Raw genomic sequence first — 23,490 nt, 5'->3', positions numbered from 1 at the left:
AACGGGATGGATGCCGTCGTGTTCGCCGTGGGCAACGCCAAGCAGGCGGCCCACTACTACTCGACCGCGTTCGGCATGAGGCTGGTGGCCTATCGGGGGCCCGAGACGGGCAGCCGCGACCTGGCCGCGTACGTGCTGACGTCGGGCAGCGCCACGTTCGAGTTCCGGGCCTCGATCCGGCCCGGCACGGAGGTGGCGCGGCACGTCGCCGAGCACGGTGACGGGGTGATCGACCTGGCGATCCAGGTGCCCGACGTGGAGGGGGCGTACGCGCACGCGGTCGCCCAGGGGGCGAAGGGGCTGGCGGAGCCGTACACGATGGAGGACGAGCACGGCAAGGTGCAGCTCGCGGCCATCGCCACGTACGGCGAGACCCGCCACACGCTGGTCGACAGGGCCAACTACGGCGGCCCCTACCTGCCCGGGTACGTCGCCGCCGAGCCGCTGGTCGCGCCGCCCGCCACCAAGAACGGCCGGCTGTTCCAGGCCATCGACCACTGCGTCGGCAACGTCGAGCTGGGCAAGATGGACGAGTGGGCGGAGTTCTACCGCAACGTCATGGGCTTCACCAACATGGCCGAGTTCATCGGCGACGACATCGCGACGGAGTATTCGGCGCTCATGTCCAAGGTCGTGGCCGACGGCACGCGCAAGGTCAAGTTCCCGCTCAACGAGCCGGCCGTCAGCAAGCGGAAGTCGCAGATCGACGAATACCTCGAGTTCTACCGCGGCCCGGGTGTGCAGCACATCGCGCTGGCCACCAACGACATCCTGACCACGGTCGACCACATGCGGGCGGCCGGCGTGCAGTTCCTGGACACGCCGGACTCGTACTACGACGACCCCGAGCTGCGCGCGAGGATCGGGCAGGTGCGGGCGCCGATCGAGGAGCTGAAGAAGCGGAAGATCCTCGTCGACCGGGACGAGGACGGCTATCTGCTGCAGATCTTCACCAAGCCGGTGCAGGACCGGCCCACGGTCTTCTTCGAGCTGATCGAGCGGCACGGCTCGCTCGGGTTCGGCAAGGGCAACTTCAAGGCGCTGTTCGAGGCCATCGAGCGCGAACAGGAACGCAGGGGCAACCTTTAGTTTGTCCCGACTTAGTGGGGGCGATCAGGACCTCATGGGATCGCCACCGGGGCTGGCGGGACGCTGGCGACGGTTGTTCGCCGGCGTCCTCGACTGGCTCATCGTCAACATCATCTCGGCCCCTTTCAGCTGGACCAGCTGGAACTACGTCTGGGACGGCGCGAGAGGCGTCTGGGATCGCTATCCCGTGGAACACACCTTCCTGGCCGGACTCGTCGCCTTCCTGTACTTCTGGCTGCTGCATTCGTTCTGGCACGGCCAGACGCTGGGCAAGAGGCTGTTCGCCATCAGAGTGGTCCCGGACACCGGCGGCAAGCTGGGCGTGGGACAGGTGGCGGTCAGGCAGGGCGTGATGACGGCGCTCGAATGGTTGTGCTGCGTCGGCCTCCTGGTCGACCTCTCCTGGATCCTCTTCGACCCCCGCAAGCAGGCGCTGCACGACAAGGCCGCCAGGACGGTCGTCGTCAATGCCTGACGCAGAGTAATATTCACGTGACGTGACGAAGGGGGCTCGTTCGTCTATGCATGTCAACCGGCGCGGGATGGCACTGGTGGCGGCGCTGGTCAGCGCGCTGGCCTGTGCTCCCGCCAACGAGCCGTCCTCGGCGAACGACCACCTGCCGGGCGCGCCCGGCATCGGCGACACGGACTTTCCCAAGGACGGCAACGGCGGCTACGACGTCACCCACTACGCCGTCGCCATCGACTACACACCCGCGAGCAAGCAGCTGGTCGGCGTGACCACCATCACGGCCGGCGCGACGCACGGCCTGTCCAGCTTCAACCTGGACTTGAGCGGGTTCACCGTGCGAAGTGTCACCGTGAACGACGCGCCGGCCACCTTCAGCCGCCAGGGTGACGAGCTGACCGTGCGGCCGGCCCGCCCGATCGACAACCACGCCACGTTCACCGTGAAGGTGTCCTACGCGGGGGTCCCGAAGCCGGCCGGGGACGGCTCCAACCTGGGCACCTACGGCTTCATGCCGACGCCGGACGGCGCGTTCGTGGCCGCCGAGCCCAACGGCGCCAAGACCTGGTTCCCCGCCAACGACCACCCGGCCGACAAGGCCCCCTTCGATTTCTCGATCACCGTGCCGGCCGGGGTGACGGCCCTGGCCAACGGCGAGATGGTCGGGCAGCCCACAACCGCGGGCGGCAGGACCACCTACCGCTGGCGGGAGCGGCACCCGATGGTGACCTACCTCGCCACGGCCACGCTCGGCAAGTTCGAGCTGCGCCAGGGCAGCACGCCCGGCGGCATCCCCAACCTGGCGGCCGCCGACCCGAGGTTCACGACCTCGATCGATCGCCTCTACACGACCTCCGCCACGATCACCGACCACTGGGCCACGGTCTTCGGGCCCTACCCGTTCGGCTCGACCGGTGGCGTGGTCGACGACTATGCCGCCGGCTACGCGCTGGAAAGCCAGACCAAGCCGCTCTACGGCGGCTTCCACCCGGACGAGACCATCATCGCGCACGAGCTGGCGCACCAGTGGTTCGGCAACAGCGTGAGCATCAAGCGGTGGAGGGACCTCTGGCTCAACGAGGGCTTCGCCACCTACGCGGAATGGCTGTGGGCCGAGCACAAGGGCACCAAGACCGCTGAGGCCACGTTCAAGGAGTTCCACCGCCGCCGGGCCGGCGATCCGATCTGGAAATACCCGCCGGGGCGGGCCCGGCCCAACGACCTGTTCAACCAGGCGGTCTATTCACGGGGCGCGATGACGCTGCACGCCCTGCGCAGGGCCGTCGGCGACCAGACGTTCTTCGCGCTGCTGAAGAGGTGGGCCGCCGACCACCGCTACGGTCATGTCACGACGGACCAGTTCATCGGGCTCGCGGAGCAGATGTCGGGCAAGGAGCTCAGCGCCCTCTTCGACGCCTGGCTCTTCCAGCCACGCCGACCCCAATGACCGCCGAAACGCTTTTCGTCGCTCGGTCCAAGTACCGGATGTAAGGCGAACGACGAAAGGGATTTCAGGCGATGCGCCTCAACGAAGACCCTGCGGCCTTTGAGGCCTTTTATCGCCGCCACGTGGATGCCGTGCTGAGGTTCGTGGCCCGGCGGGTGAGTGATCCTCATCTCGCCGCGGACCTGACGGCGGACATCTTCCTGGCGGCCCTGGACTCGGCTCACACCTACGTGCCCGGCCGGGGAAGCGAGATCGCATGGCTGTACGGCGTCGCGCGCAACGTCGTATCGGCCCAGCATCGCCAAGCGGCCAGGGAGGCACGGGCCACCGGCCGGGTCGCGGGTCGCCGGCTGATGGACGACGACGATCTCGTCAGGATGGAGGAACGGATCGACGCCGAGCGCCAGATGCGCAGCGCTCTGGAAGCCATGGCCAAGCTGCCGGAGGGTGAGCGTGCCGTGCTGGAGCTCGTGGCGGTCGATCAGCTCACCGTCGCCGAGGTCGCCAGCGCCCTGGGCATCAGGCAGGTGACCGTGCGAGTCCGGTTACACCGGGCCAGGAAAGCCCTGGAAGACGTCGCTTCGCCAGCACCTGTGTACGTGGAGGGACAGGCATGAGCAATTTCGAAGAGCGCCTTCTCAGTGCACTCAAGGAAGAGATCACGACGAGGACGGCGGAGGACAGGATGACGACGACGGTGACAGGTGTTCAGCGCGGCTCGCGGCGGCGCTTCGCGGGGCTGTCCGCCGCGGTGGCGGGGGTCGCGGCGGCCACCACCGCGGTGGTGCTCCTGACGGGCGTCGCAAGTAGCCCGGCGTACGCGGTCACCAAGGGCACGGACGGTTCTGTCGACGTGCACATCAGCTCGTTGACCGACCCCGAGGGGCTGGAGGCCGAGCTGGCCGAGGCCGGCGTCGAGTCGGTCGTCGACTACCTGCCCGCGGGACAGACCTGTAAGGAGCCCCGCGGGCAGCAGGGCAGCGTCAGCGGGCCGTTCTCGGTGAGCATGGGCTCCGAGGGCGCCGGGGTCTCCTTCAAGATCGAGAAGGGGAAGGTGCCCGCGGGCGAGACACTCGTCCTGGCGGTGTCCAAGAGCGAGGACGGCGACGACAAGCCGCCGATGGGCATGTCGCTGACCGTGGTGAAGGGCGCCGTCTCGGACTGCGAGCCGACCTCGATGCCCATCCCGCCCGCTGGCACCGACGGCGAGGGCGGCGTCAAGGTGGACACGAAGAACGATGGCGGGCCCGGCTTCGACGTCGAGACCGGGGGCAAGGACGAAGGTCCCAGCCTGAACCAGGAAACCGAGTAGCACCCGGTCCGAGCCAGGCCCGGCGGCCCTCCCGAGCAGCAGGGCCGCCGGGCCTTCAGCGTCTCTCCGTCCAGTAACTCTCGCCCGCCAGGAGCAGGGCGGCGGCGCCGATCAGGCCGGCCTCCTGGCCCAGGGAGGCGGGCATGACCTTGACCCGGCGGGCGAACTCCACCCTGGCGTGCTCACGCAGCGCCTCCTCCAGCGGCCCGAACAGCGGCTCCCCCGCCTGCGACAACCCGCCACCGATCGTGACCAGGTCCAGGTCGCACAGGTGCGTGGCGGAGGCGATGGCGATGCCGAGCGCCCGCCCGGCCCTGCGCATGGCCCGCACCGCGACCGGGTCTCCGGCCCGCGCGTCGGCGGCCAGCGCCCGCGCCGTGACCGCCCGGTCCTCGTCGTACGCTCCGGATTCGGGGCTCCGGGGCGCCCAGCCCTGCTCCTGAGCCCAGGCGGTCAGGGCCGGGCCACGGGCGACGGCCTCCAAGCAGCCGTGCCCGCCGCAGCCGCACCGAGGCCCGCCCTCCGGCTCGACCACCACGTGCCCGATGTGCCCGGCGTTGCCGGTGCCGCCGTTGATCAGGCGCCCGTTCAGGATCAGCCCGCCGCCCACGCCTGTGGACACCACCATGCCCAGCATGTCCGCGCTGCCCTGCCCCGCGCCCTTCCAGTGCTCGGCCACGGCCAGGCAGATGGCGTCGTTGTGGAGGCGTACCGGTAGACCGGGGAAACGCTCGGCCAGCCGGGCACGCAGGGGAAAGCCGCGCCATCCTGGCATGTTCAGCGGCGAGACCTCCCCGTCCGGCCAGGCCATGGGCCCGCCGCAGCCGACCCCGACGCCCTCGACGCCCGCCGAGAAGGGCTCGATCAGCTCGGCAAGCGTCTTCCACAGGGTCGAGGCGTCCGCGCCCTGCGGCGTGGGCACCCGCGCGGACAGCGCCACCGTCCCGTCATCGGCCACCAGGCCGGCGGCCATCTTGGTGCCGCCGACGTCGATCGCGAGGATCACGGTCGCCTCATGGAGCACTTGCCGCGCTGGAGAAAACGAGCACGGAAGCGGTGAAGCCGTGCACGTGATTGTGCCCGGCCACGGGACCGACCTCGCCGGCGGCGAAGAAACCCGCCACGCCGATCGGCCCCAGCGTGTCGCGCAACGCGATCGGGTCGTGGTCCGCCGTGCCGAACATGGCCGAGCCCCGTCCGTTGCACGAGAACAGCAGCGCCCCGTCCACCTTCCCGAACTGCTCGCGGTGGGCGTCGAGCAGGTCGTACAGGTCCTCGTCGGCGGTGGCCGCGTCACGCACCTGGAAGCGCACGGTCCTGCCGATCTCCACGATGTCCCCGATGGCGACGGCCTCGCGTTCGGGATCGATGCCGATGACGCCGCGGATGAGGAAGTCGCCGCGTTCGTGGCGCTCGGCGTACTCGTCCATGGCCACGCCGATCTGCAGCCCGGCGGCGACCAGCTCGCGGTCGTCCTCGTCCAGCTCGCTGACGATGTCCTCCAGCCTGGCCAGCGCCGGCTGGCCGGCCAGCTCCAGCAGCAGATTGTCCTCCGACGCCGTCACCACCATGCTCGGGCCGATCGGCCGGCAACCCTGGCTGACCACGGTGCTGACCTGCAACGGACCGCTGAGCAGCACGCCGATCGCACCCTCGGTGTAGATCCGGCCGTCGGCGAAGAGCCGTACAGAACCCCGTCCCTGCAGCCCGTTGGCCAGCCCGCCGATCAGCGGCAGCTCGCCGAGCACATCGACCGAGCGCTCGACGAAGGCGTCGGTCGGGAAGGTGTACGGGTCCGCGAGCAGGATCGCCACATGGTCGTCCTGGCTGCGCTCCGGCAGCCCGACCACGACGAACTTGTCCTCGGCCGCGAGCGTCTCCAGCGCGAACGTGGTCAGCCTCGCCCCGTCCAACGTGCCCGCCCAGGCGCTCACGGCGGGCGTCAGCTCCACACCCTGCCCGTCGCCGATCACTCCTGTGGCGCTGCATCCGATCACGTGTGCTCCGGGCGCGAGCTCCATCGCGGCTTGGCCGGCCCTCGCGACGTCGTCGGGATCGTCACCGCAGATGAAGAAGCAGACCAGGTCGGCTTGGCCGCTGAGCCTCGACAGGGCCTGGCCCACGGCGTTCCGCGCGGCCTCCACCAGGTCGGAACCCACGGCGAGGCCGTCGGCGAAGCGGCTTGTCATCAAGGCCACGCGTCTCGCCTCCCCTCGACATGTCGAACGTCCCTAGGCCCGATTCTCCCCACTAAAGGGACAAGCACGCGCACGAACCATCACGCAATAGTCAAGATCCGAAATCTCCGCCAGATGCGAAACTCTCTGCCACATTCCACGCAGGGGACGTAGTCTCGATCCCGTGCATCAGCCACAGCCACGAATTCTCCGCGAGCTGCGAGACAGCGGCCACGTCCACCGCACCGTCAAGGCCGAGGTCAGGGCAAATCTGCTGGCCAAGTTGCGGGCGGGCGAGCCGAGATTCCCCGGCATCGTCGGGTTCGACGACACGGTCCTGCCGCATCTGGAGCGGGCGCTCCTCGCCGGGCATGACCTGGTCCTCCTCGGTGAGCGCGGCCAGGGCAAGACCCGGCTCATCCGCACCGTCACCGGGTTGCTGGACGAGTGGACGCCGGTGGTCGAGGGCTGCGAGATCAACGACCATCCGTACGCGCCGGCCTGCACGCGCTGCCAGGCGCTGGCGCGCGAGCTGGGCGACGAGCTCCCGGTCGCGTGGAAGCACCGCGACGAGCGCTACGGCGAGAAGCTCGCCACGCCCGACACCTCCGTCGGAGACCTGATCGGCGACGTCGACCCGATCAAGATCGCGGAGGGGCGCACGCTCGGTGACCCCGAGACCGTCCACTACGGGCTGGTGCCGCGCACCAACCGGGGCGTCTTCTCCGTCAACGAGCTGCCCGACCTGGCCGAGCGCATCCAGGTGTCCCTGCTCAACGTCCTGGAGGAGCGCGACATCCAGGTGCGGGGCTACAACCTGCGCCTGCCCCTCGACATCCTGCTCATCGCCAGCGCCAACCCCGAGGACTACACCAACAGAGGCAGGATCATCACGCCGCTGAAGGACCGCTTCGGCGCCGAGATCCGCACCCACTACCCGCAGACGGTCGAGGACGAGCTCACCCTCATCCGCCAGGAGTCCATGCCGGACATCGGCGCCGACCTCCCCGAGCACCTGGTCGAGGTGATCGCCCGGTTCACCCGGCTGGTCCGCGAGTCCACCGCCGTGGACGCCCGGTCCGGCGTGTCCGCCCGGTTCTCGATCGCGGCCGCCGAGACCGCCTCGGCCTCCGCCGTGCGGCGGGCCGCCCTCGCGGGCGAGGAGCAGGCGGTCACGCGGGTCGTGGACCTGGCCTCCGTGGTGCACAGCCTGCGGGGCAAGGTGGAGTTCGAGGTCAGCGAGGAGGGCAGGGAGACCGAGATCCTGGCCCACTTGCTGCGCCGGGCCACGGCGGAGACGTTCAGGAACCGGTTGGGCGGCATGGACCTGTCCGCGGTGACCGACAAGTTCGCCGAGGGCAACCAGGTGGAGTCCGGCGAGCTGATCCCGGCCGGGGAGCTGCTGCATCGGATGGGTCCCGTTCCCGGCCTGGCGAAGATCATGTCCAGGCTGGGCATGGGCGCGGGCGAGGAGTCGCCCGGCCACGCCGCGGCGGCCTTGGAGTTCGCGCTGGAGGGGCTTTACCTCATGCGGCGCCTGTCCAAAGAAGACCTTGACGGAGTGACCGTCTACCGCACGTGAACTCTGGGTCTTCCTTCCGCGTCATAGTGATTAGCCGATCACTTTGATGGGGGAGACCATCCATGCGCCTGCTGGCCGGTGCCGTCGTTCTTGCCCTGGGCTCTGTGGCCCTGCCCGCGGAGGCCAGCAGCACCAAGGTCGTGTACGGCTACGCGTGGGCCGACGGCAAGGGCCTCCTGCGGATCGTGCCCAAGTCGGCCACGTTCGTGAAGGGGCAGGGCGGCTTCGTGGGCTACCGGCTCACATCCGTCTCCCGCGCCAAAGAGGTGCGGATCGACTACACCAAGGCGCCCTTCGGGCGGGTCACGGTCGCGTGCGATCTCAAGGAGACCGAGGGGCGGATCGCCGTGGACGGGAAGGGGCTGGGGCGGACGGCCTGCAAGCCCGGGCATCTGGCCGCCGAATTGCAGCGTGGGGTCAAGCCGCTGCGGATCGAATATCGGAGCGGCAAGGCCGTCAAGATCAATGAGTTCCTGGTCAGCGACTGGCCGAACGCTCGGACCGGCCGGGGGACGATCAAGCGGGTCAACGACAGCACTGTCCTGTTCGCGACCGGCGGAAGGACCCTCAAGCTGGGTTACTCGTACAGCACGGCCTTATACCGGGTCACGGCCCGCTGCCGGGACGGGTGGCTGGCCGGCAATCCGGTCAACGCCGACAGGAACGGCCTCGGCAAGAAATCCTGCAGCGCCGCGGACCTGACCAGGGTGCTGAAGTCCCAGAAGCACCCCGTGCTGGTGCAGCTGCGCTACTCGCCCGAGGTTGGCGGCATCGATGAGGTCTGGGAGATCTACGGGGACGCGTAACACGCCCGAACACCTGCCCCAGCGGCACCTCCGGCTCAACCGGACACTCGGCCCGGCCGGGCACACTCGGCTCCGCCGGACTCGGCCTGGGCTTTCCTGCTGGGGCGCGCATAGGGACATTCCGGGTTAGCGTGGTCTCGTGATGGCCTTCCGCTATGGCGAGTACCACGACGGCCCCGACCCCCTAGCCCCGCCCTACGACGTACGGGCGGCGCTGGACGAGATGGGCGATGCGATCTTGTCGGGCTCGACCCCGGTCCACGCCCTGCGCGACCTCCTCAAGCGCGGTCTCCCCGGCGCTCAGGACCGCCGCGGCCTCGACGACATGCTCAGGGAGGTCCGTCGACGCCGCCGTGACCTGCGCGAGCGCGGCCGGCTCGACGGCACGCTGGAGAAGGCCCGGGCACTGCTCGACAAGGCCATCGGCCAGGAACGGGCGGAGCTGTTCCCCGATCCCTCCGACGACGCGAGGTTCCGGGAGACCACGCTCGACGCGCTCCCCGACGACACCGCCAGCGCCATCCAGGAGCTGAGCTCGTACGACTGGCGCTCCGCCGCGGCCCGCCAGACCTTCGAAGAGCTGCGCGACCTGCTGCGCCGCGAGGTCCTCGACAGCCAGTTCAGGGGCCTGCGCGACGCGCTCGCGAACCCCGACCCCGAGGCCATGGAACGCGTCCGCCAGATGATGTCGGATTTGAACGACATGCTGGACAAGGACGCCCGCGGCCAGCACACCCAGGCGGACTTCGACGCCTTCATGGAGAAATACGGCGACCTGTTCCCCGAGAAGCCGCGCAACCTGGAGGAGCTCGTCGACATCCTGGCCCGCCGCGCCGCCGCCACGCAGCGCATGCTGGCCTCGATGACCCCGCGCCAGCGCGAGGAGCTCAGCAACCTCATCAACCAGACCCTCGACCAGGCGGGGCTCTCCGACCAGATGCGCAGGCTCGGCGAGGCGCTCTACTCCCGCCGCCCCGACCTGGCCTGGAACGCCCCCGAACGCCTCACCGGCGAGGAACCCCTGGGCATGGGCGACGCGGTCACCGCCCTGGAGGAGCTGGCCGACCTCACCCAGCTGGAGACCGCCCTCCGCCAGGACTACCCGGGCGCCAGGCTGGACGACGTCGACGAGGCTGCCGTACGCCGCGCGCTCGGCCGCTCCGCTGTCGACGACCTGGAGGCGCTCAAGCGCATCGAGCGGGAGCTGGAGGAACAGGGCTACCTGCTGCGCCGCCGCGGCAAGCTGGAGCTGACCCCCAAGGCGGTGCGGCGCCTCGGCGAAACGGCGCTGCGCCGGGTGTTCTCGTCCCTGGACGCGGGCCGGCGCGGCGACCACGATCAGCACGACGCCGGTGCGGCCGGCGAGCTCACCGGCTCGTCCCGGGCATGGCGCTTCGGCGACGAGCAGCCGATCGACGTGGTCCGCACTCTGGTCAACGGCGTGCGCCGGGGCGGCGTGCGGCCTGGAGGCGGCACCCGGACCGGACAGCGCACCGGAAACGGAGCGGCGGTGCGACTCTCCGTCGACGACTTCGAGGTCGCCGAGACCGAGCGCCGCAGCGCCGCGGCCGTCTGCCTGCTGGTCGACTTGTCCTACTCGATGGCTTTGCGCGGCACCTGGGCCGCCGCCAAGCAGACGGCTCTGGCCCTGCAGGCCCTGGTGGCCTCCAAGTTCCCGCAGGACGCGGTGCAGATCATCGGCTTCTCCAACTACGCCCGGGTCCTGCAGCCGGACGAGCTGGCCGGCCTCGACTGGGACATGGTCCAGGGCACCAACCTGCACCACGCCCTCCTGATCGCCGGCCGCCACCTGGACCGCCACCCCGACTTCGAGCCAGTGGTGCTGGTGGTCACGGACGGCGAGCCCACCGCCCACCTCATGCGCAGCGGCCGGTCGGCGTTCGAGTGGCCGCCGTCGCACGAGACGCTGGAGCTGACGCTGGCCGAGGTGGACAAGATGACCCGGCGGCGCGCCACGATCAACGTCTTCATGCTGGCGGCGGACGACCGGCTGAAGGAGTTCGTGGACGAGGTGGCCCGCAGGAACGGCGGCCGCGTGTTCTCCCCGAGCGCCGAACGCCTGGGAGAGTACGTCGTCAGCGACTTCCTCCGGCTGCGCCGCGCCCGCTGAATTGTCGGTGGGACCTGCCAGACTCACTCGGCATGAGCGACGAGGACGTACGGTTGCGAGACGTGGTCGAGACGGACCTGGAGGTGTTCCTGGCGCAGGAGCACGACCCGGAAGCCGTCCGGAGATCGAGGTTCCCGGCGCGCCCGCGGGAGCGGTTCCTGACCCACTGGCGGACCCAGGTCCTCGGCGACCCCACCGTCTTCGTGCAGGCGATCCTGGTGGGCGACGAGGTGGCCGGCAACCTCGTGGCCTGGTGGGAAGGGGAGCGGCGCTTCATCGGCTACTGGATGGGCCAGGAGTTCTGGGGCCGCGGCATCGGCACCCGAGCCCTGGGCCTCTTCCTTCGCGCCGAGAAGACCCGCCCCCTCTACGCCGACCCCTTCCATGGCAACACCGCGTCGGTCCGGCTCCTGGAAAGGCACGGTTTTCAGCGCTCAGGGACGGTGCGGCACGGCGACGACGAACACGTCCTGTTGGTGCTCCACGGCCCGGAAGCGCCGACGCCGACCGAAGGCAACAGGTAAGCACTTCATGGGCGGAATCTTGCCCACTCTCGGGGGTCCGGGGGTCGGGAGACCCCCGGCAAGGGGGCTCGGGGAAGCTCGGCTCCCCCGTAAGAGGAGCCCGGAGCCCTATTCGCGCGGAGCGCGCAGCGGGCGGAGGCCCATGCCGTTGGGTTGGGGCTCCAGGTTAGGCGCCGATGAGGCGGGTGTAGAAGGTGAGGGCCACGTCGAAGCCGTCGCGGCAGTTGCGGTGGGAGCGGTAGCAGGGGCGCCAGGCCGAGCTGGCGCCGATCCCGGCGCGGGCGTCCGTCAGCGCCGACGGTACGCGCTCCGGTTTCGGGAGCAGGCCGTGGCCCAGGTAGCGGACGCCGGTCAGCTCGGTGTGGTCGCCGCGGCCGCCCGAGACGAATCCGCCCAGGCGCCAGCCGCTCTCCTCGTCCCACACCAGCGCGCTCCCGTCGGCCAGCTTGAGCGTGGCGTGACGCGGGTCGCAGGGGCCTTCCCACCAGTCCGCGACCTCGGCTCCGAGCTGGTCGACGACCTGGCGCACGTAGCTGATCGGCTGCTGCAGCCACTCGTCGGTATACGGCTCGACGTGCCTGATGGCCACGGACGGCACCCCCTTGTGCCCTAACGGTAAGAAAAACGAGACGGTGACCAACCATACCGGCACCGAACTTATTCCGTTGCACAGGCGTCTAGTCATTCAGGACGATATTTACGTCCGGCACGGGGAAGGAGGGGAGCCCATGATTGCCACGATTCTCCTCATCGTGCTGATGGTCGTCGCGGTGGCGGCCACGGAGCTCTGCATGCTGTGCTCCGCCGAGCGTAAAGAGAGTGTCGAGCCCCCGGCCGAGATCGTCGGGGACTAGTCTCTCCGGCATGTCGTCCCTGCTTCTGTGGCTCCACATCGCCTTCGCCATCTTCACCGTCGGCCCGGTCACCGCCGCGACGATGGCCGCGCCCCGCGTCATCCGCAACAAGAACGTGCCCGCGCTGCAGACCATCCAGCGCATGACGAGGGTTTACAGCCTCGGCTCGATCGGCGTGTTCGTGTTCGGGCTGGCGCTCGGCGCGGTCCTCGGCAACGGGGTCCTGGGCCGGTGGTACATGACGGCCTCGATGACGTTGTTCATCGTGGCAGCCGTGATGCTCGTCATCATCGACCGCGACCTGCGCACCGCCGTACGGGTGCTGGGAAGCGAGGACACCGCTGACGACGCCAAGGTCCAGAACGGGCGGATCGCCGCCATCAGCGGGCTGCTGTCCGTGATCTGGCTGGTGATCCTGTTCCTGATGCTGGTGCCCGGCCCCACCGGGTGACGGGGCCGGGGTCCAGCGCTCTCAGGCCAGCGCCTGGGTGAGGTCGGCGAGCAGGTCGTCGACGGTCTCGATGCCGACCGACAGCCGCACCAGGTCGGCGGGCACCTCCAGCGGCGACCCCGCCGCCGACGCGTGGGTCATCCTGCCGGGGTGCTCGATGAGCGACTCGACACCGCCGAGCGACTCGCCCAGCGTGAACAGCTTCGCCCGGTTGCACACCTCCACGGCCGCCGCTTCACCACCGGCGACGCGGAACGACACCATGCCCCCGAACCGCTTCATCTGCTTGGCCGCCACCTCGTGCCCCGGGTGCTCGGCCAGCCCCGGATAGAGCACCTCGGTCACGCGAGGGTGCGCCAGCAGCAGGTCGACGACGCGTTCGGCGTTGTCGCAGTGGCGGTCCATGCGCACGCCCAGGGTCTTGAGCCCGCGCAGCGTCAGCCAGGCGTCGAACGGCCCGGCCACCGCGCCCATCGCGTTCTGGTGGTAGGCCAGATCCTCGCCGAGCGCGGCGTCCGCCGCGATCAGCGCACCGCCGACCACGTCGGAGTGCCCGCCCACGTATTTGGTCGTGGAGTGCACGACGACGTCCGCCCCCAACGCGAGGGGCTGCTGCAGATACGGCGACGCGAACGTGTTGTCCACCACCAGCAACGCCCCGTTGTCGTGGGCCATCTGGGCGAGCGCCGCGATGTCGGCGATGCCGAGCAGCGGGTTGGTGGGGGTCTCGACCCAGACCACCTTGGTCTTCTGCGTCATGGCCGTGGCCACGGCGTCGAGGTTGTGCAGCGGGACCGGGTCGTAGTGGAGGTCCCACCGCTCGTGGACCTTGGCGAACAGCCGGTACGTCCCGCCGTACGCGTCGTTCGGGATGATCACGTGGTCCTGCGGCTTGCACACCGTACGCAGGAAGGTGTCCTCGGCGGCCAGCCCCGAGGCGAACGCGAGCCCGCGCGCTCCCCCCTCCACAGCGGCCAGCGCCTGCTCGAGCGCGGTCCTGGTGGGGTTGGCCGAGCGACTGTACTCATATCCCGAACGCAGGCCGCCCACGCCGTCCTGCTTGTAGGTGGACGTGGCGTAGATCGGCGGCACGACCGCACCGGTCAGCGGGTCGGGCTCTTGACCTGCGTGGATGGCCAGGGTCTCAAAACCGTTGCTCATAGAGGCAACGTTAACGGAAGACCACCCGGGCTCCGGTCCCCACCGTACGGCCCGCGGTCCGCTCCCCAACGGACCACGGGCCGCGGGTGCGGGCGCCGTCCCCCAACGACCGCCCGCGAGGCTCGCGCACCATGCCCGCGCGAGCCGGATCCTCAGGCGGCCTTGGGCTCGTGCCGCTCTTCCCCGCTCGACCTGGGCGCCAGCCGTACGAGCGACTCATATGGATCGGCCTTGACGAACCGACCGCGGCCGCCCTCCGCGGGCTCCCCGTTGATGCGGGAGAGCAGGACCGGGTCGGCCAGCGCGAGCAGCACCCCGACGACCAGTCCGACTCCCAGCAGTGCTAACCCCATGGCAACCATCTCTGTCCCCTTCCGACATATCCAGCATCCGCGATCTCCCTGGCCGCCGCCTCCGCTGAAGGGTGGGTCTGCGGACGGCCGACTCGGCCGAACGGTTGATTCGACGTGTCCGACTTCCGGCCTAGGCTCGGGCCGTGGGTGATTCCAAGCGGCTCGTTTACTGGATCCGGAGGCTGAGCGAGATCGCGATGCTCGGCTGGCTGGGCATGATGCTCATGCTCGATCTCGTGCTGGCCGCTGTCATCGGGGGCTTCCAGTGGCTCGTCCCGATCTGCGGCGCGTGCGGCATCGTGGCCGTGGTGCTGCGGCGCAAGCATCGCCTGAACGGGTTCGGCATCATGCTGGCGCTGTCGTTCGGCGTCTCCCTCACGATCGGCGGCGGCGGCTTCGACGGCTCGCCCGGCATGGCGGAGACCGGGTCGCTGCTCATCCTGACCATCGGCGTGCTGCGGCACGTGGAGCCGGTACGGCGGGCGGCCGTGCTGGCCTGCGTCGGGCTGGTCGTCCTGATGATCGAGGGGATCGCGCGCGACTACCAGAGCGCGGGGCTGGCGCTGTCGTTCGTGTTGTTCGCGGGGTGGTCGATGGCCGCGGGCATCGGCGGCTACCTCCGCTTCCAGCAGGAGCGCCGCATGGAGGCGGTGCATTCGGTACGGCGGGCGGAGCGGCTGGAACTGGCCAGGGAGCTGCACGACCTGGTCGCCCACTACATCACCGGCATCGTGGTCCAGGCCCAGGCCGCGCGTACGGTGGCCGAGACCCGGCCGGACGCGGTGGCGCCCGCGCTCGACGCGATCGCCACGGCCGGGTCCGAGGCGCTGACCTCGATGCGGCGCATGGTGGCGGTGCTGCGTACCGAGGACGACGCGGCCCGCAAGCCCGGCACCACGCTGGGCGATCTACGCCTCCTGACCGAGCGGTTCTCGGCCGACGGGCCCAAGGTGGCCTTCGAGATCGGGCAGGGACTGGACGATCGCACGCTGCCGCCCGAGGTCATGACCACCCTGCACCGGGTGCTGCAGGAGTCGCTCACGAACGTCCGCAAGCACGCCTCTCGCTCCGCCTGGGTGGAGGCGGATTTACGGAGGCATGAGAAGGTCGTGGTCCTGCGGGTGCGGAACTTCGGGTCCTCCGCGTCAGATCCCCGGGTTGCCCGTCTTGGTGGCGGGTTCGGTCTCGTCGGCATGGCCGAGCGCGTGGAGGCGCTGGGCGGCCGGCTCTACGCCGGCCCGTCCCCGGAGGGCGCTTGGGAGGTGGTCGCCGAGTTCCCACTCCCCCAAGCCGGGCCCTCGCAGCCCAAACCCTAGTGATTGGCCAGGAAGGCGAGCAGGTCCTGCCGGGTGATCAGCCCGGCGGGCTTGCCCTCTTCCAGCACAACGGCCGCATCGGCCTTCTCCAGCGCTTCGACCGCACGGGACACAGGCTCGCCACTGCCGATCGTGGGGAGCGGAGCGGACATGTGATCGGCGATCGGGTCGTCGGAGGAGAGCCTTCCGTGGTAGAGCGCCTCGAGCAGGTCGCGCTCGACGATGGAGCCGACGACCTCGGCCGCCATGACCGGCGGCTCCTCCTTCATCACCGGCAGCTGGGACACGGAGTATTCACGCATGATCGCGATGGCCGTGCTCACCGACTCGTGTGGGTGCGCGTGCACGAACTCGGGCATCGTCCGCCCCTTGCGTGCCAGCACGTCGCCGACCAGACCCTCCTCGGAGGATTCGATCAGGAAGCCGTAGTCGGCCATCCAGTCGTCGTTGAAGATCTTCGACAGGTAGCCGCGGCCGCCGTCCGGCAGCAGCACGACCACCACGTCGTCCCTGCCCGCCTTGGCCGCCACCTGCAGCGCCGCCACGACCGCCATCCCGCACGAGCCGCCGACCAGCAGCCCCTCCTCGCGGGCGAGCCGGCGGGTCATGTTGAAGGAGTCCTTGTCGGACACCGCGATGATCTCGTCGCAGATCGTGGTGTCGTACGTGTCCGGCCAGATGTCCTCGCCGACGCCCTCGACCAGGTAGGGCCGCCCCGAGCCGCCGGAGTAGACCGAGCCCACGGGGTCCGCGCCGATGATCTTCACCCGGCCGTCGGAGACGTCCTTGAGGTAACGGCCCGCGCCGCTGATCGTGCCGCCGGTGCCGATGCCCGCCACGAAGTGCGTGACCCGGCCCTCGGTGTCCTGCCAGACCTCGGGACCCGTCGAGTGGTAGTGGGAGTCGGGGTTGTTGACGTTGGTGTATTGGTTGGGCTTCCAGGCGTTGGGCACCTCGCGGGCCAGCCGGTCGGAGACCGAGTAGTAGGAGTCAGGGTGGTCGGGCGAGACGGCGGTCGGGCAGACCACGACCTCCGCCCCGTACGCACGCAGCACCGCGATCTTGTCCTGGGCCACCTTGTCCGGCACCACGAACAGGCACCGGTAACCCCGCTGCTGGGCCACGATGGCCAGGCCCACGCCGGTGTTGCCGGACGTCGGCTCGACGATGACGCCGCCGGGGCGCAGCTCGCCCGACTTCTCGGCGGCCTCGATCATGCGGAGGGCGATGCGGTCCTTGACCGAGCCCCCCGGATTGAAGTACTCGACCTTGGCGAGCACCTGGGCGGGCAGTCCCGCGGAAACCTTGTGCAGCCGAACCAGCGGGGTGTTGCCCATGAGATCGACCAGGGAATCGTAAACGCGCACCGAGGTGTTCACCTTCTTTGCCAAAGCTTGATCAGCTTGCCTGTGGCCGAGATCCAGTGGGGGTGGCAGGCCCTCGGCTAGTTTTCAAGCAAACGCTACCGCTGAGTTCGACCGGGGAGGGCACGCAGGTGGTCTGGCCAGCTGGGATGGCTCGCGCGGCACGCAAGATCGCTACTGCGGCGGCGCTTGGAGGAGGCGGGCTGACGGCGCTCGGCGCCACGGCGTACGCGCTGCTGATCGCCGAAGGACTGCTCGCACGCAAGGCCATCGGTCAGCCACACGGGCTGGACGGCCCGCCCTCGGACGGCGAATACGGCGACTTTCCCGGAGAGCCGCTCAAGCTGGCCATGCTCGGCGACTCCACGGCCGTCGGCCTCGGCATGACCGACCCGGCCGACACCCCCGGCGTGTTGCTCGCGGGCGGCCTGGCCCAGGTCTCCGAGCGCCCGGTGCGCCTGCTCGTCGCCGCCAAGTCGGGCACGCCGTCGGCCGAGCTGGGCGATCAGGTGGACCAGGCCCTGGCCATGGAGCCCGACGTGGCGGTGATCTTTGTGGGGGCCAACGACATCATCACGCAGACGCCGCCCGCGATCGCCGTACGTCATCTGACCAAGGCCGTGCGGCGGCTTCGGGACGCGGGGGTCGAGGTGGTCGTGGGCACCTGCCCGGACCTCGGGACGGTACGGCCGATCTCGCAGCCGCTGCGCTGGGTGGCGCGGCGCTGGAGCCGTCAGCTGGCGGCGGCGCAGACGGTGGCGGTGGTGGACGCGGGCGGGCGTACGGTGGCGTTCGCCGACGTCCTGGGCCCGGAGTTCGCGACAAATCCGACAGAAATGTTCGGACCGGATCGTTTCCATCCATCTGCCCGAGGTTACGCGCAGGCCGCTCACGCGGTGCTACCTTCAGTGTGCGCTGCGTTGGGACTGTGGCCTGAGCCGCGCCCCGCGCGCGGCGAGGCACTGCAACCGATCTACCTTGCGGCGGCTACGGCCGCGGAGGAGCCCGGCACCGAGGTCATCGCGACCCAGGTCGACGGGCGGACGACGGGCCTGCACGGGAAGTGGGCGTCGTTGTTCCGCCGACGGCAAGGCGAGCGGCTCAACGAGTCCTGACCCCCAAGAGGGTTCGGCGGGCCCGACCTCGGCTCAGGCTTGGCGAGCGGTCGACGACGCCCGGCCACGGTCACCCTCCGCGCCCGGGTCGTCGCTATACGTCCCTTTGGAGGGAATTGCCCGTGCTCCGGCCCCTCTGGAAACCGTCCATCGCCCTCGCCGGGACCCTGGCCGCCGCCGCCTGCTCCGGCAGCGACGCGGCCACCACCGACACATTCCCGACCTGGCACAACACCCAAGTCAACGCGGTCAGCCGCATGGCGGTGGCCGGCGGGGTCGTCGCCACGACCTCCATGAAGTCCGACGGCACGCTGGAGACCGTCGCGATCGGCCTGCGCGACGGCAGACGTCTGTGGGCCTACCCCGCCACGATGGCGGGCCGCCTGCCCGGCATGGGCGTCTCCGCCCCCGCCATCGTGGAGACCGCCGCGGACGAGGGCGTGATCGTCGCGCTCGACCCAGGCAAGAAATCCCCTTGGAACGCCACCCTCATCGCCCGCGACGCTCACTCCGGGGTGCAGAAGTGGACCAGGCCGGTGCATTCGACGTTCGGGCCGCAGCGCTGCGGCCCCTACATCTGCCTGTCCGAGCACACGGCCCTGGCCAAGGCCCGCATGGTGGTGCTCGACCCGGCCACAGGGAAACAGCTGTGGAAACTGCCCGGGATCTCCGAGGTCGAATGGTCCGACCCGGCCCGGGTGCTGCTGCTCAGGCTGTCCGCCAACCCCGTGATCGAGTCGTACGAGCTCAAGACCGGCAAGCTGCGGTGGCAGCAGCCGATCGAGCAGGCCCTCGGGCCCGGCGTCGACCTGTCGGGGGGCTGGGCGTTCGGCGCGGCGGGTGACAACCTGGTCGGCTACGTCGCCCCCTACACCAACCCGCAGACGAAGAAGATCTCCACTTTCGGGTTGTTCTCCGTCAAGATCGCCGACGGGGGGATCAACTGGATCCGGCCCTCGGTCGTCCGCGTCTATCCCAGCGGCAACCCCGGCTACGCCCCGGTCGTGCGTCCCGTCGACCGGCAGGGCGCCTACGGCGGCTTCGCCCGCCTCGACTCCGGGTCCGGCCGGGTGCTCGGGCAGATCACGGCCTCCGACGTGCCGGGCTCGGGCTGGTGGCTGGCCTTCCCCGACCGTATGGACAAGCTGGGCTTCCTCCAGCACAACACCAAGGGGACGGCCTTCGACCTGGTCTCCGGCAAGGCCGTGCCGGCGGAGAAGGAGCGCGGCTGGTCCTTCTGCGTCACCGACCCCAAGCCGCTGGCGCTGCGTGGTCAGCCTCCGGGCTTCTACTCGACCGCGGCCATCTGCGAGTACGACCTCGGCACCGGCAAGCGGATCTCGCCCGCGAGCGCGCCGCCGCCGTGGTTCACCGGCAGTCAGGACGGGTGGCGGTTGTGGCGAGACGAGAAGGGGGCACTGCATGCCGTGAACGACCAGACGGCGCCCGCGCCGGGCATGTACGGCTGACCACCTGACAGTGCTTTTCCGTAGGACTGGAATATAGTTCTACTATTAGCGCCGACAAAGGAGGGGCCATGCCCGAGGCAGTCATCATCGCAACCGCGCGTTCCCCCATCGGACGAGCCTTCAAGGGATCGCTGAAGGAGATCAGGCCCGACGATCTGACCGTGCAGATGATCAAGGCGGCGCTGGCCAAGGTGCCCCAACTCGACCCCCACACGATCGACGACATCATGCTGGGGTGCGGCCTGCCGGGCGGCGAGCAGGGCTTCAACATGGCGCGGGTGGTGTCCGTCATGCTCGGCCTGGACGACGTGCCCGGCACCACCGTGACGCGCTACTGCTCCTCGTCGCTGCAGACCACGCGGATGGCCTTCCACGCGATCAAGGCGGGCGAGGGCGACGTGTTCGTGTCCGCCGGGGTGGAGACCGTCTCGCGCTTCACCAAGGGCAATTCCGACTCGCTGCCCGACACCCACAACCCGATCTTCCTGGACGCGCTGACCCGTACCAAGAAGTTCGGCGAAGGCGGGCAGACCTGGCATGACCCGCGCGAGGACGGGACCATCCCGGATATCTACATCGCGATGGGGCAGACCGCCGAGAACCTCGCGCAGCTCAAGGGCGTCAGCCGTCAGGAGCAGGACGAGTTCGGGGTACGGTCCCAGAACCTGGCCGAGAAGGCGCTGGCCGACGGGTTCTGGGCCAAGGACATCACGCCCGCGACCATGCCTGACGGGACCGTGGTGAGCAAGGACGACGGGCCACGGGCGGGCACCACCTACGAGAAGGTCGCCACCCTGCAGCCGGTCTTCCGGCCTGATGGCACCGTCACGGCCGGCAACTGCTGCCCGCTCAACGACGGGGCGGCCGCCGTGATCGTGATGAGCGACGTCAAGGCCGCCGAGCTGGGGATCACGCCGCTCGCCCGGATCGTGTCCACCGGGGTGTCCGCGCTGTCGCCCGAGATCATGGGACTGGGACCGGTGGAGGCCAGCCGGCAGGCGCTGTCGCGGGCGGGCATGGCCATCGAGGACGTCGACCTGGTCGAGATCAACGAGGCCTTCGCCGCTCAGGTGATCCCGTCGTATCGGGAGCTGGGGATCGACCTGGATCGGCTCAATGTGAACGGAGGGGCGATCGCCGTGGGGCATCCGTTCGGGATGACCGGGGCGCGCATCACGTCCACACTGGTCAACAGCCTCCAGCACCACGACAAGAGCATCGGGCTCGAGACGATGTGCGTCGGCGGCGGCCAGGGAATGGCGATGCTCCTCGAGCGTCTCTCTTAGATTGCATGCGCGCCCCCGGCACCGGGGGCGCGGCCCGGGTCCGGCAGGGCGCGCCCGGGTCCGGCACCGGTGGGCGTCGGCGTGCCGGCACCCACCGGGAAGGCGCGTTACCCGTGGTGGTCCGGGCCTGCGTGGATCGGGGTGACGCGGAGGATGACCCGGCGGTCGCGGATCATGGCGGCGCGGTAGTCGTCCCAGTCCGGGTGCTCGCCGGAGATGTTGCGATAGTAGGAAACCAGGTGGTCCATGGCCTCGGGGAGCGAGATGATGTCGGCCGTGCCGTCCACTTGGATCCACTCGCCGTAGAAGGCGTTCGTGAAGACGCACAGCGACACGTGCGGGTCGCGGCGGGCGTTGCGGACCTTGACCGCCGTCTCCCTGGTGCTGATGACGATGCGGCCGTCTTCAACCCCGGCCGTCACCGGCGACATCTGCGGGCGCCCATCGTGATGCCGGGTGAGCAGGACGGCGTTGTGGTTGGCGCGAAGAAAGGCGAGAGCCTTGTCGAGATCCATCCCCTCATGATGACGCGCCCGCGCTTGGGACGCGGGCGCGGGGATGGATGGGCTTAGATGAAGCCCATGCGGTTACGGCGCTGCCGCTCGTGTTCGAGGACGATCGCGGCGGCGTAGCCGTGGGTCAGCCCGTGCTCGTCGGCAAGCCAGTTGGCCCGCTCGTCGCATCGTAGGAAGCTCGGGCCGTTGTCAAGTGCTTGAAACCACTCTGGGAGTTCGCGTCCCGTGATGGTCGGGACTCTGGCGATGAGCTTCGTCTGCATCTCCGGTGAGTGGTTCAAGGACATGGGCACCTCCGCGGATAAAGGTCCTTTGCTTGACAGTGCAACACGTCCGTCCGAATGGCAAGCCCCAAGCCAGGCATCATTTAGTGACGTCACGTAGATTTTCGGTCGCACAAAGAGAGGGCCCCACCTGAACGGCGGGGCCCTCCGTGGTTACGCTGGCGTTAACGATCAGTCACTGCTACTGAAATAGCTGACGAAGCGCAGGATCTCGAGGTAGATCCAGACCAGGCTGAGCGTCAGCCCGAACACGCACTGCCAGGCGAACTTCTCCGGAGCGCCCTGCTTGACCCCCTGCTCGATGGAGTCGAAGTCGAGCAGCAGGAAGAAGCAGCCGATGAGGATCATCGCGATGCTGAAGATCCAGCCGAGCGGGCTGTCCGTGCGCAGACCGAGCCCGACGCCGTTGAAGAGGCCGACGAGCAGGTTGACGAGGATCAGCCCGACCGCGGCGATCGCCGCGGCGATGCCGTACTTCACCAGCTTGGGTGTCACGCGGATGACGCGCAGGGTGTAAACGGTCAGCACGGCGCCGAAGGCGAATGCCGTGCCGAGGACCGCCTGCAGCACGATGCTGCCGCTGCCTCCGAAGAAGCTGTCGAAGAGGCGGCTGATCGTGCCGAGGAACACGCCCTCGAACGCCGCGTACGCCAGGATGAGGACCGGGTTGGTGCTCTGCGTGAACGAGGCGATCAACCCGAGGATCATCGCGACGATGGCGGCGCCGATCGCGACCGCCGGCGGGACATTCAGCACCCACGCCGCGGCGGCGGCAGCGACGAGGGTGCCGAGGGTGATGAACCCGCGCACCACGACGTCGTCGAGGGTCATGGTCCGGTATGCGGGCCGGCTCGGTGGTGCGTACGACGGGGAGTCGTACATGTTCTGCAGCTGGTCGGGAGACGGGGTGGGTCCCGCCCAACCCCCCGCCTGCTGACGTGACCTGCTGAATACGGGGTTCTTGCTCTCCATCGCTGCCTCCTGTGTCACCGAGCCTAAGGGGCTCGGTGCCACCTTGGTCAACTCGCGCTCAGATCGATGTCCATTTGGGACGTCGGCAGCGTTGACAACGAACGTGGCCACCGGAGAGTTCCCAAGGTCACGTGGGCTATGGAAAACGGATTTCCAATGGTAGAGGGCAGGTGCCCCCGGCGGGATTCGAACCCGCACTACAACCCTTTTAAGGGGTTTGCCTCTGCCATTGGGCTACGGGGGCGCCGCAATCATACGAAACGGACCATGCTTCCGAGGAGCACAACTTCGCATCAGGCGTCACAACTGTGAAGTCTGCGGTGAAGTGATAGGGCTCCGGGGACTCTGTCCAAGAAGAGTAGACCGTCCAGATGGTCCAGTTGGTGCTGAATGCAACGGGCTTCGAGGGCATCAGCTTCGATGGTGACTGCCTCGCCCGCGCCTGGCAAATGCCCACGTAGGGTGATACGCGTAGCTCGCAGGACGTCGGCCGTGAGCCCCGCGATCGAGGCGCACCCCTCCCGTCCGCGATCCCAGTGGGACGCTCTGGCGAGACGTGGATTGGCCACCACGAGCTCTCCAGCCGACGATCGGCCGCGAGGGTGGGCCCGGGTATCAAAGGCGATCAGACGCAGCCTCAGGCCGATCTGAGGGCCCGCCAGGCCGGTCGTGGACGGCTTGTGGCGGAGGGTGGCCAGCAGATCGGCGGCGGCCGCCACAACGTCGGGGTCCGTCGGGTCCACCGGCTCGGCCACGGCGGACAGGATCGGGTGGGGAGCGCTGAGCACCTCGCGCGGCGTCCCCCGGGGTCTA

Annotated in this window: 25 protein-coding genes and 1 tRNA gene; 15 read left to right on the top strand and 11 right to left on the bottom strand. The window is 69.4% G+C overall.

The window, feature by feature from the left end; genetic code table 11:
* Positions 1-6: 6 nt before the first annotated feature.
* The 5 genes from hppD to OHA25_RS18285 all read left to right on the top strand — a co-directional run bounded on the left by hppD (position 7) and on the right by OHA25_RS18285 (position 4,317).
* Positions 7-1,089 (top strand): 4-hydroxyphenylpyruvate dioxygenase, encoded by a 1,083-nt coding sequence (gene hppD / locus OHA25_RS18305; protein WP_327588773.1) that lies wholly within the window; start codon positions 7-9, stop codon positions 1,087-1,089.
* A gap of 34 nt (positions 1,090-1,123) precedes the next feature.
* Positions 1,124-1,564, top strand: coding sequence for an RDD family protein (locus tag OHA25_RS18300; RefSeq protein ID WP_327588772.1), 441 nt, complete (start codon positions 1,124-1,126; stop codon positions 1,562-1,564).
* Positions 1,565-1,610: 46 nt separating this feature from the next.
* Entirely contained in the window at positions 1,611-3,005 is a 1,395-nt protein-coding gene (locus tag OHA25_RS18295; RefSeq protein WP_327588771.1) for a M1 family metallopeptidase, read from the top strand.
* A 71-nt stretch (positions 3,006-3,076) separates the two neighbouring features.
* Positions 3,077-3,622 (top strand): RNA polymerase sigma factor, encoded by a 546-nt coding sequence (locus tag OHA25_RS18290; RefSeq protein ID WP_327588770.1) that lies wholly within the window; start codon positions 3,077-3,079, stop codon positions 3,620-3,622.
* Complete coding sequence (locus OHA25_RS18285) at positions 3,619-4,317, top strand: hypothetical protein (RefSeq protein WP_327588769.1); 699 nt, start codon at positions 3,619-3,621, stop codon at positions 4,315-4,317. Before OHA25_RS18290 ends, OHA25_RS18285 begins: the two co-directional genes overlap by 4 nt.
* Positions 4,318-4,372: 55 nt before the next feature.
* On the opposite strand, the gene OHA25_RS18280 is transcribed toward OHA25_RS18285, so the two are convergent.
* The gene (locus OHA25_RS18280) at positions 4,373-5,323 is read right to left on the bottom strand and encodes an ROK family protein (RefSeq protein ID WP_327588768.1); all 951 of its coding nucleotides are present in this window, start codon (positions 5,321-5,323) and stop codon (positions 4,373-4,375) included.
* Between the two features lie 7 nt (positions 5,324-5,330).
* Positions 5,331-6,506, bottom strand: a complete 1,176-nt coding sequence (locus OHA25_RS18275; RefSeq protein WP_327591002.1) for an FIST signal transduction protein — start codon at positions 6,504-6,506, stop codon at positions 5,331-5,333.
* A gap of 172 nt (positions 6,507-6,678) precedes the next feature.
* Between OHA25_RS18275 and OHA25_RS18270 the strand changes: the two genes are divergently transcribed.
* From OHA25_RS18270 to OHA25_RS18255, 4 genes are all read left to right on the top strand, one after another.
* Positions 6,679-8,076 (top strand): sigma 54-interacting transcriptional regulator, encoded by a 1,398-nt coding sequence (locus OHA25_RS18270; protein ID WP_327588767.1) that lies wholly within the window; start codon positions 6,679-6,681, stop codon positions 8,074-8,076.
* 62 nt (positions 8,077-8,138) lie between these two features.
* On the top strand, positions 8,139-8,882 hold the full coding sequence (locus OHA25_RS18265; protein ID WP_327588766.1) for a hypothetical protein: 744 nt from the start codon (positions 8,139-8,141) through the stop codon (positions 8,880-8,882).
* Between the two features lie 142 nt (positions 8,883-9,024).
* The gene (locus tag OHA25_RS18260) at positions 9,025-11,013 is read left to right on the top strand and encodes a vWA domain-containing protein (RefSeq protein ID WP_327591001.1); all 1,989 of its coding nucleotides are present in this window, start codon (positions 9,025-9,027) and stop codon (positions 11,011-11,013) included.
* Between the two features lie 32 nt (positions 11,014-11,045).
* Complete coding sequence (locus OHA25_RS18255) at positions 11,046-11,537, top strand: GNAT family N-acetyltransferase (protein ID WP_327588765.1); 492 nt, start codon at positions 11,046-11,048, stop codon at positions 11,535-11,537.
* Positions 11,538-11,703: 166 nt separating this feature from the next.
* On the opposite strand, the gene OHA25_RS18250 is transcribed toward OHA25_RS18255, so the two are convergent.
* Positions 11,704-12,126 (bottom strand): DUF6292 family protein, encoded by a 423-nt coding sequence (locus OHA25_RS18250; RefSeq protein ID WP_305921022.1) that lies wholly within the window; start codon positions 12,124-12,126, stop codon positions 11,704-11,706.
* 139 nt (positions 12,127-12,265) lie between these two features.
* Between OHA25_RS18250 and OHA25_RS18245 the strand changes: the two genes are divergently transcribed.
* Positions 12,266-12,391, top strand: a complete 126-nt coding sequence (locus OHA25_RS18245) for a hypothetical protein (RefSeq protein WP_305921023.1) — start codon at positions 12,266-12,268, stop codon at positions 12,389-12,391.
* 10 nt (positions 12,392-12,401) lie between these two features.
* Positions 12,402-12,842: a hypothetical protein gene (locus OHA25_RS18240; RefSeq protein WP_327588764.1), complete on the top strand. Its 441-nt coding sequence runs from the start codon at positions 12,402-12,404 to the stop codon at positions 12,840-12,842.
* 21 nt (positions 12,843-12,863) lie between these two features.
* On the opposite strand, the gene OHA25_RS18235 is transcribed toward OHA25_RS18240, so the two are convergent.
* Both OHA25_RS18235 and OHA25_RS18230 read right to left on the bottom strand, forming a co-directional pair.
* Complete coding sequence (locus OHA25_RS18235; RefSeq protein ID WP_327588763.1) at positions 12,864-14,003, bottom strand: cystathionine gamma-synthase; 1,140 nt, start codon at positions 14,001-14,003, stop codon at positions 12,864-12,866.
* Positions 14,004-14,155: 152 nt separating this feature from the next.
* On the bottom strand, positions 14,156-14,356 hold the full coding sequence (locus tag OHA25_RS18230; RefSeq protein ID WP_305921026.1) for a hypothetical protein: 201 nt from the start codon (positions 14,354-14,356) through the stop codon (positions 14,156-14,158).
* A gap of 143 nt (positions 14,357-14,499) precedes the next feature.
* On the opposite strand from OHA25_RS18230, the gene OHA25_RS18225 reads away from it, so the two are divergent.
* Positions 14,500-15,672 (top strand): sensor histidine kinase, encoded by a 1,173-nt coding sequence (locus tag OHA25_RS18225; protein WP_327588762.1) that lies wholly within the window; start codon positions 14,500-14,502, stop codon positions 15,670-15,672.
* Here OHA25_RS18225 and OHA25_RS18220 read toward each other — a convergent pair.
* Complete coding sequence (locus OHA25_RS18220; RefSeq protein WP_327588761.1) at positions 15,669-17,039, bottom strand: cystathionine beta-synthase; 1,371 nt, start codon at positions 17,037-17,039, stop codon at positions 15,669-15,671. The two genes, OHA25_RS18225 and OHA25_RS18220, sit on opposite strands and share 4 nt — an antisense overlap.
* Positions 17,040-17,167: 128 nt before the next feature.
* Between OHA25_RS18220 and OHA25_RS18215 the strand changes: the two genes are divergently transcribed.
* The 3 genes from OHA25_RS18215 (at position 17,168) to OHA25_RS18205 (ending at position 20,906) form a co-directional block, all read left to right on the top strand.
* Complete coding sequence (locus OHA25_RS18215; RefSeq protein WP_327588760.1) at positions 17,168-18,151, top strand: SGNH/GDSL hydrolase family protein; 984 nt, start codon at positions 17,168-17,170, stop codon at positions 18,149-18,151.
* Between the two features lie 122 nt (positions 18,152-18,273).
* The gene (locus OHA25_RS18210) at positions 18,274-19,620 is read left to right on the top strand and encodes a PQQ-binding-like beta-propeller repeat protein (protein WP_327588759.1); all 1,347 of its coding nucleotides are present in this window, start codon (positions 18,274-18,276) and stop codon (positions 19,618-19,620) included.
* 68 nt (positions 19,621-19,688) lie between these two features.
* Positions 19,689-20,906 carry an acetyl-CoA C-acetyltransferase gene (locus tag OHA25_RS18205; RefSeq protein ID WP_327588758.1) on the top strand — a complete coding sequence of 406 codons (1,218 nt, stop codon included), beginning with the start codon at positions 19,689-19,691 and terminating at the stop codon, positions 20,904-20,906.
* A gap of 107 nt (positions 20,907-21,013) precedes the next feature.
* Here the strand turns inward: OHA25_RS18205 and OHA25_RS18200 are convergent, their stop codons facing one another.
* The 5 genes from OHA25_RS18200 to OHA25_RS18180 all read right to left on the bottom strand — a co-directional run bounded on the left by OHA25_RS18200 (position 21,014) and on the right by OHA25_RS18180 (position 23,465).
* On the bottom strand, positions 21,014-21,421 hold the full coding sequence (locus OHA25_RS18200; protein ID WP_327588757.1) for a PPOX class F420-dependent oxidoreductase: 408 nt from the start codon (positions 21,419-21,421) through the stop codon (positions 21,014-21,016).
* Between the two features lie 53 nt (positions 21,422-21,474).
* On the bottom strand, positions 21,475-21,708 hold the full coding sequence (locus tag OHA25_RS18195) for a DUF4287 domain-containing protein (protein ID WP_305921033.1): 234 nt from the start codon (positions 21,706-21,708) through the stop codon (positions 21,475-21,477).
* A gap of 168 nt (positions 21,709-21,876) precedes the next feature.
* Positions 21,877-22,677: a Bax inhibitor-1/YccA family protein gene (locus OHA25_RS18190; protein WP_327588756.1), complete on the bottom strand. Its 801-nt coding sequence runs from the start codon at positions 22,675-22,677 to the stop codon at positions 21,877-21,879.
* Between the two features lie 171 nt (positions 22,678-22,848).
* Positions 22,849-22,921: transfer RNA gene (locus tag OHA25_RS18185), tRNA-Leu, on the bottom strand.
* A 49-nt stretch (positions 22,922-22,970) separates the two neighbouring features.
* Entirely contained in the window at positions 22,971-23,465 is a 495-nt protein-coding gene (locus OHA25_RS18180; protein ID WP_327591000.1) for a peptide deformylase, read from the bottom strand.
* Positions 23,466-23,490 lie beyond the last annotated feature (25 nt).

It is taken from the genome of Nonomuraea sp. NBC_00507, assembly GCF_036013525.1.
In the GTDB taxonomy this organism is placed as follows: Bacteria; Actinomycetota; Actinomycetes; order Streptosporangiales; family Streptosporangiaceae; genus Nonomuraea.
The sequence above is the reverse complement of the archived record's forward strand: the minus strand, read 5'-3'. Positions and strand labels throughout refer to the sequence as shown.